This is a genomic window from Algoriphagus aestuariicola (assembly GCF_017254835.1).
In the GTDB taxonomy this organism is placed as follows: domain Bacteria; phylum Bacteroidota; class Bacteroidia; order Cytophagales; family Cyclobacteriaceae; genus Algoriphagus; species Algoriphagus aestuariicola.
This window is the reverse complement of record NZ_JAFKCW010000001.1, coordinates 1,570,691-1,585,982: the sequence shown is the minus strand read 5'-3', so window position 1 is coordinate 1,585,982 and position 15,292 is coordinate 1,570,691. Positions and strand designations below refer to the sequence as shown.

The window sequence follows — 15,292 nt, the reverse complement described above, 5'->3', positions numbered from 1 at the left end:
ACATCAGGGTGTCTAAAATCGAACACGTTTTAATAAAAAAATTTATAAAATATTGATAATTAACGGGTTGTTTTCAGGCACCAACTTTGCCAAAGGAATTGAGAGGCATCCCCCACTTCAGTTTTTGGCCAGTTTTTCATAAAAAATTCACCCTTTGATTCATGCTAAAGAACAATTTAAAAATCGCTAAACGCATACTCTGGAAAAACAAACTTTTTTCATTGATCAATATCCTGAGTTTGTCCCTGAGTATGGCGGTTGGTGTTATTCTTTTCACATTCATCAAAGCCACGCTCGATACAGACCATTTTCATCCCGAATTAAATCACCTAGTTCGGATACTCACGCAGGAAACAAATGAGGGGGAACAAACCAAGTGGGCAACAGCTCCATTGCCATTGGCGCCTCTGTTGGAAAACATCTCTTTTGTTGAAAAAACAGTAAAAGTACGACTGGCAGGAAAACATAACTTGCAAACAGATAAAGGTGATGTACCTCTTGACATTGTATTTTCAGAGCCTTCTTTTTTCGATGTTTTTGGCTTCAATTTGTTGTCAGGTAATGCACAAAGCCTTACCAATAATACCAGCCTATTTTTAACTGAAAAAGCAGCAAAGAAGATATTTGGAAACACCAATGCTTTAGGGCAAACTGTTCAAATTGAAAATTTAGGTTCTTATACAGTTGAGGGAATTATCCAGGACCCACCTTTAGAAACACATTTGCCCCTTGAGGCAATGCTATCCATTAATTCTGCTGAAATGCTGGAGAAAGAAGGTGCAATCAGTAACATTTCCCAAAGTTGGGGAGACTTTAAGAGTTCAACGATTTACGCCCGATTAAATTCAGAAAATGATGTAAAGCAGCTCAATACAACGCTTCAAAATTATAATCGGAGATTGGAAAAGAGCAATCTTCAATTTTTGGCACAACCCATAGAAGATATTACCCCTCAATACAAAGACATTAAAAATGACGCCAATGCGGGAGGAAGCTGGGAGGGTATAAAATTGCAGCTTTTAATGATTCTATCCATAACCCTTTTATCTGCTTTCAACTATATCAGTTTGGCATTGGCGCGTGCCTTCTCCCGTGCGAAAGAAGTAGGTGTTCGCAAAACGATAGGAGTCACAAGAAGACAAATCATTGGTCAATTTTTAATTGAATCGACCCTTGTTTCCCTGTTGGCTTTGTTGTTTACAGTGCCGTGTGTTATGATTTTAATGAACTACATACCAGATCCGGATTTCAAGGTGGCTTTTTCTCTGGATGTCACCTTAATTCTAGGCTTGCTAACCTACGCAATTATCACAGGTCTCGTCGCTGGGGCATTTCCATCTTGGCTTTTGTCAGCGTTTCGGCCAACCCAGATTTTGCGTAAAATGAAGAATATAAAGCTGTTCCGGGGTGTAGCTGTTTACAAAGGTTTGATTGTCCTACAATTTTCAGTAACCATCATGCTTATGATACAGGTGGTCATGCTGGCCGATTATGAATTAAAAAGCAGTGCCATCATAGAATCAACTGTGCCAGCTAATGTCCTGACACTTGATTTGAAAGGCGAAAAATATAATAACCTGCTAAACGATATTAACCGGTTAAGCCAAGTAGAAACTACTCTGGCAACAAACTGGTATCATAAACCCATGAAACTGGGCAAATCTTCTGTATCATTAAATGATAAAATTCTGGAAATAAATTATGTAAGTATCGACCCAAAAACAATTGAAACTGAAGGTATCAGGTTAATATCAGGAGAGAATTTTCCTGATGATATGCCTCTAAGTTCAGAGCAATATGTGTTGGTGAATGAAGAAGCTGCAAAATTATTGAAATCTGAATCAGAGACTTTAGTGGGGCAAAATCTAATGCTGGATTCTGCCTACGTACAAGTTATTGGTATCATGCCCAATGAAATTATTGATGAACAACGCCCTTTAATGTATCGGTATTTGCCAAATGAAATATCCACCCTTATCATAAAAACAAAGCCGGATACAGAATTGGTTGCGGCCGAAGCCATTCAAACCTTATGGAATAAAAATTTTCCTGAAAAAACAGCAAATCTTCACAATTTAAAAGAACACCATTATTCAGGATCGAGCAGTGGTGATAGAATCGGCATTTTTGGAGGCCTTGCCCTCATTGTTTATATAATCGCCGGTTTGGGAATTTTAGGTGTAGCAAGCTACTCCGTAGAAATACGCACTAAAGAACTGGGCATAAGAAAATTAATGGGGTCAAGCAACGCAAAATTGGTGTGGACAGCCACCAGAAATTTTGGCATTCTTATGCTAATTGCAGGCCTTATTGGTGTTCCGGCTGGCTTTTTTGTCGGTGATTTGATTAGACAGGATCTGGGCAGCAATCTGGTTAACTTGAGTTTTTTAAATATAAGTATAGGCTTTGCTTTGGTGGCTGTGCTCGGGCTTATGATTGTCCTATCCCAAACTATTCGGGCAGGACAAATTGAACCTGTAAAAGTTTTAAAAGCAGAGTAAAAAAGGAAGTCCATTAGTGGGAATGGCAATGAATTACCCACTTGGGAAGTGTCTAAACTTCCTCGGTCACATTTAAGTGTGTTAGAATAAAAAACCGGGATTTTATCCCGGTTCTGAGGTTTTAGGCAAGGCCCTTCTGCCAATTCCAGCTGTCCCGCATGGAATCCTCAAGGGAGTAGTTGGGCTTCCAACCTAATACTTTGTTGATCTTGGTCGTATCCGCCCAGGTCTTCACCACATCTCCAGGCCTGCGAGGTCCGATCACGTAGTTGAGTTTTAGTCCGCTAACCTTTTCAAAGGCATGGATCACCTCCAAAACCGTGTTTCCATTTCCGGTTCCCACATTGAAAACATCATAAAAATTATCCTCTTGGCTTTGAAGAAAGCTAAGCGTCTTTACGTGTGCGTCGGCCAAATCTACAACATGGATATAGTCTCTTACACAGCTGCCATCTGGAGTATCATAATCATTTCCAAAGACCGTCAATTTCTCACGAATCCCCGCAGCCGTTTGGGTGATGAAGGGAACGAGATTCGCCGGAACCCCCAGAGGAAGTTCGCCTATTTTTGCGCTTGTGTGCGCACCGACAGGATTGAAATACCGTAGTGCGACGACTCGCAGGCCTGGCTTGCTCTTTACAAAATCAACCAGGATGTCCTCACAAATCTTTTTGGTGTTTCCATAGGGGCTTTCCGCTTCCTGCCTTGGCGTAGACTCGGTCACGGGAAGCACCTCAGGCTGCCCGTAAACCGTGCAGGAAGATGAAAAGACCAGGTCTTTAATCCCCTGCTCTTTCATAAATTCCAGTAGCACAACCAAAGAACCGACATTGTTACGGTAGTACTTCAAGGGTTGGGCCGTGCTCTCTCCCACAGCTTTGAATGCGGCAAAGTGGATCACACCTTCCAGCTTATGTTCCTTAGCAATCGAATCAAGCATGGACTTGTCGTTGCAGTCTCCTTTGTAGAAAGCGAGCCTCTTTCCAGTGATCTCTTCGAGACGGTCCAAGACCTTTATGTCCGAATTTGATAGATCATCCAAAATAACCGGTTCCATTCCGGCTTTCAACATTTCAACGGCAGAATGCGAACCGATGTAACCAGCCCCGCCGGTAATCAAAATCTTCTTCATGTGAGGTCAAAAATCATTCGGAAGCAAAACTATTGAAATCCTCCAATTTAGACGCAGTTTTTGGATTGAGTTTTTAGCAGCTGACTTATGATTAAAAAATCACCGTCAAGGGAATCAATTTTGACTAGCGGATGAGGGTAAATCCACCTCTGAATTCGCTGGATTGAGGTACTCCCTCCAAATCGAAATCGTATCTCGCCAAGTAAGTATAGGTGCCTGCTGGCGCATCCTCTCCATTTGCTCTTCCATCCCACCCCTCTGTTCCACTGTAGATCAATTGGCCCCAGCGGTTATAGATCCAAAGCCGAAAGTTAGTTTCGCAGGAAGTCACACCCCGATAGACTCCGGGACTTTGTCTTGGGTCAAAACCCGTGGGCATACGGACCTCCGGAGCGGCTTCTCTTACTACTCCCCTGCCAACGCTGATGCAGCCTGTGGCGTCTTTTATCTCCAATTCATAGACCCCCGCTCCCAAGCCGGTAACCAGATTTCCGCTGAGACCGGGATCTTTCCATAGATAAATAAAGGGCCCCAAACCGCCTTTGGGCAGGACAAACAATTCTCCATTAGAACCTCCCGGACAGGCGGCTTTTTCCAGACGGACATCTGCTTCCAAGGCAATGGGGGAAATGATCTCAAAGGTGACCGGAATGATGCAGCCATTGGCATCTTTTACTTCCCAGTCATAGTTGCCGGATGGCATATCACTCAGCGAAATCTGACCAGAAAAAACCCGGGGACCGGAATATTCAAACGTATAAGGCCCCACTCCTCCAGCGATGGCCAAATTTACCGTTCCATCTGCTTTTCCGTAACAGGAGACAGCCGTTGGAGCCAAAGACAGAATTTCCAAGGGCTCCGGCGCCGTGAGTATAAGATTGTCAATCAGACGCGTACAACCCAGTTGGTCAGTTACTTTCACCTGGTATACACCCTCAATCAGTCCCAAAGCCTCTGCCGAATTCAGGGCCGGATCATGAAGCCATTCATATCGATAAGGCGCTACTCCACCGCGTACATCCAAGGCAATGCTGCCAGAATTGTCACCCGAGCAGGTAATTTCCTTAAGCGTCTTTGTTTCAACGACAAACTCACCCGCCACTTTGACTTGGATTGCCTCAGCCCTCCCTTCGCATTGGGCATCTACAAGGCTATAGGCGGTGTATTCGACCGTTCCGATGATACCAGGCTGATCCCAAGTTACTTCTATCTCGCTTCCCCCCTGCCCAGACAAAATTTGACCACCGGTCACAGTCCATTCGTACCCTCTGCCTGAGACAGTAATCGGTGCCGAGTAGCTATGGGAAACAGCAGGGTCGAAGCAAACCTCGAGCTCTCCACTCGCTGCTCCTACCACTATTCTCTGATTGATCGTCACCGGCAACTCAAGCGCTGCGCCAGGGCAACCATTTTCAGAATAGGGAATCAGGCGAATCTTGGCATTCGAATTTGCTGGCCCCCAGTTGACAAGTACGGAGTCTCCATAGTCCTTGACAATCACACCTCCCTCGACTTCGAATTCTTTTCTGGCAACATTCAAGAGCCCGCTTACCCTGTACATCACCTGCTCCACTTCAGGGCAGACGGATTGTTCGCCTTCCAACAACGCCTCTGTTTCTATCACTTCCACTTCGAAAGTCACTTCCTCCTGCTGTTCACAAGAATTAGGGCTGAGTGCTGCTAAAACTTTCACCTCATAGGTTCCTGCCTTGTTGAAAGTATGGGGTACCTCCTGTCCCGTTTTAGTCGGAGAACTATCCCCGAAATCCCAAACAAAGTAGGTGAAATCTGGATTGGTTGAGCTGAGGGCCCAGATTCCCTCGTGGTTGAGGCAGGCTATTTTTTCCCCTTCCACTTCAAAGTCATAATCCACTTCCGCCTCAAACTTCAAATTGTCCAGTGCAGCACCTGCCGCGTATCCATAGGACTCGAGTTCCCCAAACCCATAAGAATAGGCGGCAAACCCATCCGGGTTTCTGAGGCTATGCACCCCGCGGGAAATATTGATCCTGGCAAATTGGAAACTTGCATCCCCGGGCAAGGCTGAAAATTGATTCCCTATATTCTGTCCGTCGAGGACTGTGCCGTTTTGCGTCCCTGTCTTCACCACGACGTTCACGTAGTGGTTGACAATGGAAGGAAGATCGATAGAATTGAATGTCAAATTGGTCAGAAACTGCTCGCTGGGGCTGTAGGTGATAATGAAGGGATCGCCAGTTGAAGCACCTGGCGCACTGGGATTGTTGCAGGCCATACTTTTGGATAAGACTGAAACCGATGAAGGCTTGGAGGTATCGATCTTCCCTGATTCATCGGCATTAAACTCCAAGGTCAAAAACTCTCCCTGATTGACAGTGCCTCTAGAATTTCCATTCACAAACACCTCAGTACCGTCCTCAGCTGCCAAGACTTTGACCAGCTCCCCAGAGGATCGTCCCAAAAGCCCTACGTGGACAAAGCTCGTTCCCCAGGTATTGACCGGATAGGCTTGTTGGAAAAGGTGGTCGTTTGCCTCTCCGCAATTCCCGACTGAGGTCCATTTATTGCCACCGAAAACAGCGATTTTTTTACACTCATCGGCATTGTCCCCGATCACTCGTACCCTTGAGCCAGTAAGGTCACCCCGGGCTTTGATCTGATAGCTTTGGCCGCGATTGAGGGTAATTGTGGATGGGACATTTGCCTGATTGCCGCTTACTGTATTGACACTGGTAGTGATTTCTATTTCTGTATTATCCTCTGTGGCTACGACCAGCAGAAGGCTCTCATTGTTGATGTTCCCATCGTAAGTCACTGGTGCGGTAAGCAATTCAAAGTGCGAGGTCACGTAGTAGTCCCTGCCCAGTGCACCAACAGGAAGCACCACGGTCCCATCCGCACTCCGCACCCGTTCGTTGAAGGCATGAACGGCTATATTTCCAGTGGCGGTGATATGGATTCCCTTGTTTTCGACTACTCCGGAATTGCGGTGCAGCAAATCCAAGTCTTGGGATGGAACCCGCACGGCAAACTGCTGGCCTGCATTCAGGCTAAATGGCAAAGACTGACCGAGGTATTCTATGGCGCCAGTCGTATTTTCATTGGCTGTGACTACCAAAACAGCAAAGTCAGGCGCTCCTGGACCAGCCTGACCTCCGCTATTTACCCTGTTATTTTCCATAAATCCCACCCAAAATTCCTTGCCAACAGTGGAAATCTGCCCCAAAGCCGAGAAACTAGCACTCGCCATAAAAAATAGAAGAAGAAGCCGAAGTAGCTTTTTAGTCATGGTTGGGTGACGAGAATTAAGAATTTCAATATAGCGAAGAGTAAAAAATATTCTTCTGAAAAAGATGTTAAAAGCAGAAACGTAAATTCCACATCCACGGTCGGCTTTGTCGTCAGATTGAGCACTTTAGCCTCAGAGTTGCTTATAGCAAAGCCCTCTGATTTGAGTTCTTCCAGCGATCCAAACTGATTTTAGCTTTGCATTTATGTCAAAGCTCCCTTATCGATTTATGACCTCGCTTGTTTTTTTGCCACCTAAATAAATTCTCTTTGAATAAGGACTGATAAATACCTAGTATACAGTATCAATCATTTCAAACCCAAAAACCTATATGAAAAGAATCCTATACTTCCTCTGGATCGTTTTGCTGATGCCCCTCGTCGTTTTGGCAAAGGAAGTCAACCCACCCGCGGGCTCATACAAGCTGATTATCGAAGGCTTTGATTGGGGACCTGCTGTCAATAAAATCATCCTGGATCTAGACCAGCCGGTCAAAGAAATCAATGCCGCCGACTTTGAGGTTTACGTCAACCGAAGCTCCAAAGACGGAGAGATTCCGACCGCTTCTACTGCCGGCAAAAGAGCCGTGGTCTACTCCTACGTTTCGGATGAAAATGGAAATCGCGTAGAAGAAGGCAATCACGCTACTTTGGTTTTGGCGGTCAGCCCAATCGCACCCATTGGCTCACCGATCCAATACCTCAGAATGGGCAACCGAGGAGGAAATGTATGGATTGACTATGCCGTGACGGTGATGGAGACCAAATCCGGCAAGATCTGGAATCAGGAAGCAGGAAGAATCCTTCCTATCGTGGATGAATTTGATTTGACAGGGAAATTTACCCACGGGAATGTGACCCTGCCCTACGCGTCATTTACGCCAAAAGGACTTACTGCCAAAGCTCCGCTCATCATTTGGCTACATGGAGGCGGTGAAGGAGGCAATGACCCGACTATTCCGCTTTTGGGAAACAAAGCCTTCAATTATGCTTCTCCGGAGATTCAGAGCCTTTTCGGAAAGGGAGCTTATGTGCTGGTGCCACAAACACCAACTTTCTGGATGCAGGCCGCAGATGGCATGACCCGAGGACAGACGAACGATATCTACAATGAGGCTTTGTTTGCGCTGTTTCAGGATTTTGTAGCCAAAAACCCGAATGTAGATCCTACCCGAATCTACGTGGGTGGCTGCTCCAATGGCGGCTACATGTCCCTAAAGTTGATTTTGGAACATCCCGATTATTTTGCCGCAGGCTTTATCAGTGCCTTGGCTTACAACAATGAATTCATCAGCGATGCGATGGTTCAGAAAATCAAAAATGTGCCGATGTGGTTTGTGCACTCCAAAGACGACATGACCACCAAACCGGATGAAACCGTGGTTCCTCTATTCGAGCGATTGAATAAGGCAGGTGCCAAAAACGTCCATTTCTCCTACTACGACAACGTCACCGACATTACTGGCTTTTATGGTGGGGATGACTTCCGATACCCAGGCCACTGGTCTTGGATCTACTCCCATGCCAACGTAGCCAGAAAAGACCTCGATGGCTCACCCGTCATGCTGGAAGGCAGGCCAGTCACCATCATGGAGTGGATGGCTGGGCAGAGGAAGAGGAAGTAAGGAAGATGCCTAGGCGTAGTTTGCAACTACGCCTTCGTATCCAATCGAATTTGAAATACGCTAATCAGCAGAAGTAAAAAGTATAGCCAATTGCAAATTGGTAGGGATATTAGGGAGTAGTTAAAAACTACTCCCTGCGGAGCGATCTGGTAGGCTTTTTTTGAAAAATACCCAGTACTGGGTATTTTAATCCACGTCACAATTGCTGAAATATCGCCCCAAAACTCTTATGCACCCATGAAACACCTTCTACTGACAGCAAACCTGCTTCTTCTAGCAACATCTGTCTATTCCCAATCATCGAAAACCAAGACACAACTTGATGAAATTCAAGGGCTTTATGAGATAGACAATACTGGAAACCTCTCGTATGTAGCGGTAATTGAAGACATTAATCTAACGAAGGAAGAGATTTATAACCGAGCTTTATCTTACTTCATTCACACCTACAATGATGCAAATTCCGTGATTCAGGATAAAAACGAAGAAAACGGAACAATCATAGGAAAAGGAATTTTCCCAAATGTGCACACCGGCAGTGGTCTAGTCACAAGATCCTTCAGTGTGATCCACATCCTAAGAATTGATGTTAAAGACAACCGAGCAAGGGTAATCATTACGCTTACCAACTACGATGTGAAATCCTATGATCTTGATGGCAACATGTATCCATCAAACTACCCAATAAGTGGATCATATCCTTTCAATCCTAAGGGAGGTGAAAAGAACTTCCATGGACAAGCCTTTGTCAAAGCACATCTCAAAGCCGATGAGACTTTTCTAGCTTTAGAGAACGCACTGAGAAATGGTGTCGTTTCAGGTGATTTGAAAAGTGATGACTGGTAAAAGCTGCAGATGCCCCTCTGAGCGTAGTTAGGCGCTTGCCTAGACGTAGTTTGCAACTACGCCTTCTTATCCAATCGAATCTTCAATTCGTAAATCATCAGAATTAAAGGTAAGGCCAATTTCAAATTGGTAAGGATATTAGGGAGTAGTTGCAAACTACTCCCAGTGGGGGAACTCACCCAAAAAGATTACCCACCCCCAGAGCGTAGGTACTATCTTCCGAAATAAGAGTTTTCTGAACTATCCTTGTGAAATCAAGACACTTAAAATCTAATCTTTTAATTAATTCAATTTCACTTCCTCTTTTGAAAGAATTGATCACCATCCCATCAACTAATTAACGTACCATACCTAGACTTAGACCGACTAGTCTAATTAGAAAGATTGGTTTTTTAGTTCCCAAGATAAAAGCTAGATTTACCCTCAACCAAGTATTAATATGACGAAGAGATCGGCACAAGAAGAAAGCGAGAATAACGTCCTACAATCCATAGTTTCAAAAAAAAGATGTTTCGTAATCACCCCCATAGGCAATGTTGGGAGCGAGGTTTACATAAAAGCCAATGGATTGATTGACGCCGTAATTAAGCCGGTTTTGCAAGAATTGGAATATCATGTCGAAGCTGCCCATCATATAAGCGATAGCGGCTCTATTTCAAATCAGATTATTGAAAGGTTGCTTGAGGCAGACCTCGTAGTCGCTAATTTGACAGGACTGAACCCAAATGTGATGTATGAATTAGCTGTTCGCCATGCTAGGAGACTTCCAGTAATTTCATTGGCAGAAAATGAAACCAAGCTTCCTTTTGATATTCAGGCGGAAAGAACTTTGTTTTATGATGACTCAATGAGCGGAGTTGAAAACCTCAAGCCGCGATTTCTGGACGCTGTAAACTCAATTGATTTTGAAGCCACCAATCACGACAATCCAATATATCGAGCAGCAAAAAGTTCTATAATGCAGCAAATAGCAGCTACTGACGCTGAAAAATACATTATTGATAGGATGGATCAGATTTCATCCCAGCTAAGTGAGATTGCGATTCAAAACAGAAAATCATCAGTCACAAGAATTAGCAGTTCTCCAGATTTCAAGATTGTTATAGGCGGAGAGTCGCCAACCAAACTTGAGAGGCTCCATATTCAGTCCCTTGCTGAAGCATACAGGCTAGGAATAGTCTACGGAAACGCTTACCCCAATGCATTATTTGTTTTTAGCACAAGTCGTGAGGACTCAGCTAACAACTTTCTTAAAGCGCTAACGGAAAAATTCCCCAAACTATACGGGCATATAGAAGGTTGATTGCTGCGGGTATTCAACTATTCTAAGTCCCTCTTTGCGCGTGGTTTGCCCCTTGAACAGGCGTGGTTGTGCGATTGCCTAGGCGTCGGGACTACCCCAAGCTGTCGCCATTATGAATTCTGAAAACCCCTCTGAGCGTAGTTTAACGCTGGCCTAGTCGTAGTTTGCAACTACGCCTTTCTATTCCTTCGAATTTCTAATTCACTAATAGCCAGAAGGAAAGTAATCAATTACAAATTGGTAAGGATATTTGGGAGTAGTTGCAAACTCTCAGCAGCCCAGCCCGATGCCCACTTTACATCCCCCACTGAGCGTAGTTCACCACTTGCCTAAGCATAGTCCGCGATAGCCATTGGCAGTAAAACGCCTTTTCCCGCTCACCTAATAAGATTCCCCTCCCAATCCACTGGAATCGCAAAGGGATTCAGCACCCGATCCAACAAAACAGAAACTTCCCTTCTGTTCAGCTTCCGCTCGCCTTTAAAATCACCCACCAAATCCGATTGGATCCAGCTCTTTTCCAAGCTTTCCAAAGACAGGCTAGAATCTATCATTTTCAAAAACACGGCAAGCCTATCCAAGCTCAGGTAATCCCCAGATGCTCCCCAAAACCCATCCAATTGGGAATAGTAGTTTTTAAGACCTGAAACCAACTCGTATTCGGTCACTTCCATCTCAGGATAAAACCAGGTTTGATTTGCCCATAGATAAGGAACTCCTTTTCCTTTCAATATTCCCGTGGCGCCAATTCGCTGCATCGCCTGAAAGTGGAGATCCGCCGGATTCATATCCATAAAGGGCATGATATACCCCTGCTGATCCAATAGCGCCTGCTGTACCTCCCGAATCGAAATCTGGTCCAAGGTCTTGCCACTTTTGACGGAGACGGCAGCCAATAATCCAGCCGCATGCCCGATTCCCAACACCACCGGTTGAAGCCGCGTGGCACCATTGACGATGTTGGACACCGAAATGCTTTTTTCCGCGAGAATCAAGCCGGGCTGGTCTTTTGGCACCAATGCTCCTAGGGGAATGGTATAGGATGGCACCCGGATTTTGATAAAATCGATGGCCGGAGCTTCGGGATTTTTTTTGTGATGATGATCGATGGTATAGTCTCCCACAGCGACGCCTGTGCGATAGAGCGGACTGGCAGCTTCGTAGGGAGTTCTAACATAAGGCAGGGAAAAATCGACTTTCCCCAAAAATCTCCTGGACTCTCTGTGGTAGGGAATCATGGGCAAACCGTCTGCAGTCGGATATTCGTCCTCGGAAATCCCCAGATTTCTATAGCCCAACTCATGCTGTATGTAATACACAAATCGGAGGCTGGTCTGTTTGGCTTTTTCGATTTCCACTGCCCTTTCCTCTGGGGTCATTTCGACCAGATTCACATAGTGATCGTTGCCGCAGTTGGGCCAGTTGATCATATATTTTCCATTGGGCAATTTGCCATAGCTGATCATTTTGTCGCAATCCAGCGTAGGATCGTTGTCCGAAATCGGATCGGCATGGGCACAGGCACAGGCAAACTCCGCAGGATCATAGCCCGCAGGCTCGGGAATCGTGTGGTCGCTGCCCTGCCCAAAATCCTCCAAAGTCACCACATAGGTCAAATCTTGAACAATGTCATTGGCCTGTTCGGGAGCATACTCCTCACCTATCTCATCCCTGGCATCCATGCCCAGTCTGTAGGGCAAGCCCAAGGATGCGGCCACATCCCCCAACTCTGTAGCGTCGATCAGGATAGGCGCTTCCAAATGGAGCTCAGCTCCATTCTTCACATAGCTCACTTTCCACACTCCATCCTGATAGCTAGCATCCTTCCAATTGCTCTCAAAGGAAACCTGCAAATTCTGCTCGTTTCTGGCCAGCTCTTGAAAGATTTCATTTCCTACTTTCGGCTCGAAAAGCGTATTGGAAACCCAGCCGGTGGACAAATCCGCCTGAGAACCATAATGCTCAATCAACTTGGATCTAAACTCCCCCCAAATCCCGGAAGGCAAGCGATGGTTCCCGTCTATTGCCGACACGCCAGCCGAAGTCAACATTCCTCCCAACCAAGTACCGGGCTCAATGATAATAGTTTTGACTCCCATTCTGGCAGCCGAAATCCCGGCCGAAGTGCCACTTGCTCCTCCCCCGACGATGATCAAGTCATATTCTTCCTGTGCAACTGCATTTAGGGAAAAGGCCATAAAGAGGAGTAGCAGAAGTTTTTTGGGCATGATTCTTTTGGGTTTGAGTTGGGCTTGTAGACAAAAATAACTGTCAGGCTCCGATGAACACCTATATATCTATCAAGGTATAAGATTTGCTACCTCTTTGAGGCTCCGCTATTCTCCAAGGATGCCTAGATGCATGGAAAACTATAATGGTCCGTATGCTTTGTCTTCCTGTCGAAGTTTGTAACAATGCCTTCGATAACCAAAAGCTACCTATGAGAATTTGGAAAGGAAAATATAAGGTTTTCCCATGTTGAATTGTCTGGCTGCGATATTCTTCCTCTCGCTCAAAAACCATAAGTCGGAAAAACAGAATTTTAAAGACTATTTTTTGTGTTTCAAAACCAGTAAAATGAATAATATTTCATTTAATAAGTTTTTTCGGAATTATATTTTGACACTATAGATTTTTAACCTACTTTTCTTTTGCTCTTTTCGACTTCTTGGTTTATCGCTCCCTCCCTGTTTTACTCCCCAAGAAAACTTCGAACTGAACAGATTCATGAAAAACAATTTTGAGCTGTATGAAACTTGGAATACTTGGCGGAACTAGTCTGGCAAAAACCTTGGGAAGTAAGTATCTGGACGCGGGCCTTTCCGTAGTCTTCGGAGTTTGCAGTGACTTTGACACGGAAGCCAATGAGTGGAAAGCGCTGAACCGCCTACACCATAGGATTTGCCCTTTTGAATCGGCGATAATCCAATCAGAAATCATTCTTATCTGCAGTGAAAACGAGCACCTTACTGAAATCTGCGCTGCCCTCAAAAATGTGGATCTGGACGACAAAATCATCGTAGATTGCACCAATGCCAGCTACAAGCAAAAACTTGCAAATACCAATACAACTCAAATCATCAAAGCCGCGCCAAAAGCAGCCACTTTTAAAGCTTTCAATAACCTGGGAATCGACTATCCCAACTCTGACGTTCTCGGCATTATCAAGGAAACCTATTTTTGCGGAGACCACGAACAGGAAAGGCTACGACTCAAAAGGCTGATTGAGCTTATTGGCTTTAGGGCGATTGACGTCGGAAGGATGGTCAACGCTCCCCTTCTTGAGGCATTCTATCACCTGAGCAAGGAAATCTGCTGGAACAAAAAGGAGAATTCTTGCTATCATTTCAAATTGATTTCAGTCTAAGCTGGTTTCATTATCCCCGCTTCCAAATGGCTTTTCGCACGCCATTAAACCAAAACACAAAAAGGCGACTTTCCTTTTGTCCGTGGATTGATAAACACTTTCAAAAAAATTCTTTAGGACGATACCGACCTAACAAAAAAAACAGGCTATTACAGTTAAAACCCCATTTTTTCCTCTCCCTCCGCACTACTATATTTTATTGCAAAAGGCAAATCCAGCAGAAACGAAATGTAAAAACCTCACAAACAGAAGAATAATGTTCTGATAAAATCCAAAAAACACCAATTAATGTAAGTCAAAAAGCCTTAAGCAATGGCCTTTTCGAGTGAAAGTATTGCTTATCTTTAGTCCGCATTTCGCATAGCTGTATCAAAAACATCAACACATGGAGGGAATTTTCTTTGGATTGAAGCCGCTTTCCGAGGGAGATTGTCTTTCAAACACAAACAAACCTAACTACCTATTGTAATTGTAAAAAATGAACGTACTCGTAATTGACATCGGAGGATCAAACATAAAAATCCTGGCGACGGGGCAGCCCGAACGAATCAAGATACCCTCAGGCAAAGATTTCACCCCAGAAGAAATGATCCCCCTAGTCAAGGAAGCCTCTAAAGACTGGAAGTACGACCGTATCAGCATAGGTTTCCCCGGCGTGGTCAAGCAGGGAAAAATCGTCGCAAATCCCGTCAATATGGGCGAAGGTTGGAAAGGTTATGACTTCGAGGCTGCTTTTGGCTGTCCTGTCAAAATCATCAACGACGCCGCGATGCAAGCTTTGGGAAGCTACGAAGGCGGCAAATTACTTTTTATGGGATTCGGCACGGGGCTCGGAACAGCCTTGGTTTTCGAAGAACTTATTCTCCCCATGGAAGGTGGGCACCTCCCATTTAAGCAAGGGACTTTTGAAACCCACGTAGGCAACGATGCCCTGAAAAAACTCGGAAAGAAACGCTGGAAAGAACTCGTATATCAGTCGATCTCCCACTTCAGACGCTGCTTCCAGCCCGACCACATTGTCCTGGGCGGAGGCAATTCCAAACTGCTGGACGAGATCCCTGAGGATTGCAGCCTTGGATCCAACAAAAACGCATTTACTGGTGGCTTCAGGCTTTGGGAAAAATCCTATAAGTTTTGATGGCTGCTGGAAACTAAATTCCCGAAATCCACATTTCAATAAAATCGAATTCCGGACTCTGAAATCATTCCGGAACTGCTCAACCCATTCCAAGTCTTAATCACGCTTTCATT

Annotated in this window: 9 protein-coding genes; 6 read left to right on the top strand and 3 right to left on the bottom strand. The window is 44.9% G+C overall.

The genetic code is table 11. The features are described 5' to 3' along the window. The first annotated feature begins 161 nt into the window (after positions 1 to 161). Positions 162 to 2,501, top strand: coding sequence for an ABC transporter permease (locus J0A67_RS06675; RefSeq protein ID WP_206568483.1), 2,340 nt, complete (start codon positions 162 to 164; stop codon positions 2,499 to 2,501). Between the two features lie 121 nt (positions 2,502 to 2,622). Here J0A67_RS06675 and galE read toward each other — a convergent pair whose 3' ends face one another. Then, entirely contained in the window at positions 2,623 to 3,633 is a 1,011-nt protein-coding gene (galE, locus tag J0A67_RS06670) for a UDP-glucose 4-epimerase GalE (protein WP_206568482.1), read from the bottom strand. Between the two features lie 124 nt (positions 3,634 to 3,757). Then, positions 3,758 to 6,901: a PKD domain-containing protein gene (locus J0A67_RS06665; RefSeq protein ID WP_206568481.1), complete on the bottom strand. Its 3,144-nt coding sequence runs from the start codon at positions 6,899 to 6,901 to the stop codon at positions 3,758 to 3,760. 331 nt (positions 6,902 to 7,232) lie between these two features. Here J0A67_RS06665 and J0A67_RS06660 point away from each other — a divergent pair, with 331 nt between their 5' ends. From J0A67_RS06660 to J0A67_RS06650, 3 genes are all read left to right on the top strand, one after another. After that, positions 7,233 to 8,525, top strand: a complete 1,293-nt coding sequence (locus J0A67_RS06660) for a prolyl oligopeptidase family serine peptidase (RefSeq protein ID WP_206568480.1) — start codon at positions 7,233 to 7,235, stop codon at positions 8,523 to 8,525. A 237-nt stretch (positions 8,526 to 8,762) separates the two neighbouring features. Then, entirely contained in the window at positions 8,763 to 9,371 is a 609-nt protein-coding gene (locus tag J0A67_RS06655) for a DUF4468 domain-containing protein (RefSeq protein ID WP_206568479.1), read from the top strand. A gap of 439 nt (positions 9,372 to 9,810) precedes the next feature. Then, positions 9,811 to 10,674: a hypothetical protein gene (locus J0A67_RS06650; protein ID WP_206568478.1), complete on the top strand. Its 864-nt coding sequence runs from the start codon at positions 9,811 to 9,813 to the stop codon at positions 10,672 to 10,674. A gap of 377 nt (positions 10,675 to 11,051) precedes the next feature. Here J0A67_RS06650 and J0A67_RS06645 read toward each other — a convergent pair whose 3' ends face one another. Continuing rightward, positions 11,052 to 12,902 carry an FAD-dependent oxidoreductase gene (locus tag J0A67_RS06645; RefSeq protein WP_206568477.1) on the bottom strand — a complete coding sequence of 617 codons (1,851 nt, stop codon included), beginning with the start codon at positions 12,900 to 12,902 and terminating at the stop codon, positions 11,052 to 11,054. A gap of 521 nt (positions 12,903 to 13,423) precedes the next feature. On the opposite strand from J0A67_RS06645, the gene J0A67_RS06640 reads away from it, so the two are divergent. Together J0A67_RS06640 and J0A67_RS06635 are read left to right on the top strand one after the other, a co-directional pair. Continuing rightward, positions 13,424 to 14,041: an NADPH-dependent F420 reductase gene (locus J0A67_RS06640; RefSeq protein ID WP_206568476.1), complete on the top strand. Its 618-nt coding sequence runs from the start codon at positions 13,424 to 13,426 to the stop codon at positions 14,039 to 14,041. A 478-nt stretch (positions 14,042 to 14,519) separates the two neighbouring features. Beyond that, entirely contained in the window at positions 14,520 to 15,179 is a 660-nt protein-coding gene (locus tag J0A67_RS06635) for an ROK family protein (RefSeq protein ID WP_206568475.1), read from the top strand. Positions 15,180 to 15,292: the final 113 nt, after the last annotated feature.

What these genes read in the sequence shown, in the direction of transcription:
- J0A67_RS06645 (WP_206568477.1), bottom strand. Translation starts at nt 12,902, where the DNA reads ATGCCCAAAAAACTTCTGCTACTCCTCTTTATGGCCTTTTCCCTAAAT.
- galE (WP_206568482.1), bottom strand. Translation starts at nt 3,633, where the DNA reads ATGAAGAAGATTTTGATTACCGGCGGGGCTGGTTACATCGGTTCGCAT.
- J0A67_RS06650 (WP_206568478.1), top strand. Translation starts at nt 9,811, where the DNA reads ATGACGAAGAGATCGGCACAAGAAGAAAGCGAGAATAACGTCCTACAA.
- J0A67_RS06640 (WP_206568476.1), top strand. Translation starts at nt 13,424, where the DNA reads ATGAAACTTGGAATACTTGGCGGAACTAGTCTGGCAAAAACCTTGGGA.
- J0A67_RS06635 (WP_206568475.1), top strand. Translation starts at nt 14,520, where the DNA reads ATGAACGTACTCGTAATTGACATCGGAGGATCAAACATAAAAATCCTG.
- J0A67_RS06665 (WP_206568481.1), bottom strand. Translation starts at nt 6,901, where the DNA reads ATGACTAAAAAGCTACTTCGGCTTCTTCTTCTATTTTTTATGGCGAGT.
- J0A67_RS06675 (WP_206568483.1), top strand. Translation starts at nt 162, where the DNA reads ATGCTAAAGAACAATTTAAAAATCGCTAAACGCATACTCTGGAAAAAC.
- J0A67_RS06660 (WP_206568480.1), top strand. Translation starts at nt 7,233, where the DNA reads ATGAAAAGAATCCTATACTTCCTCTGGATCGTTTTGCTGATGCCCCTC.
- J0A67_RS06655 (WP_206568479.1), top strand. Translation starts at nt 8,763, where the DNA reads ATGAAACACCTTCTACTGACAGCAAACCTGCTTCTTCTAGCAACATCT.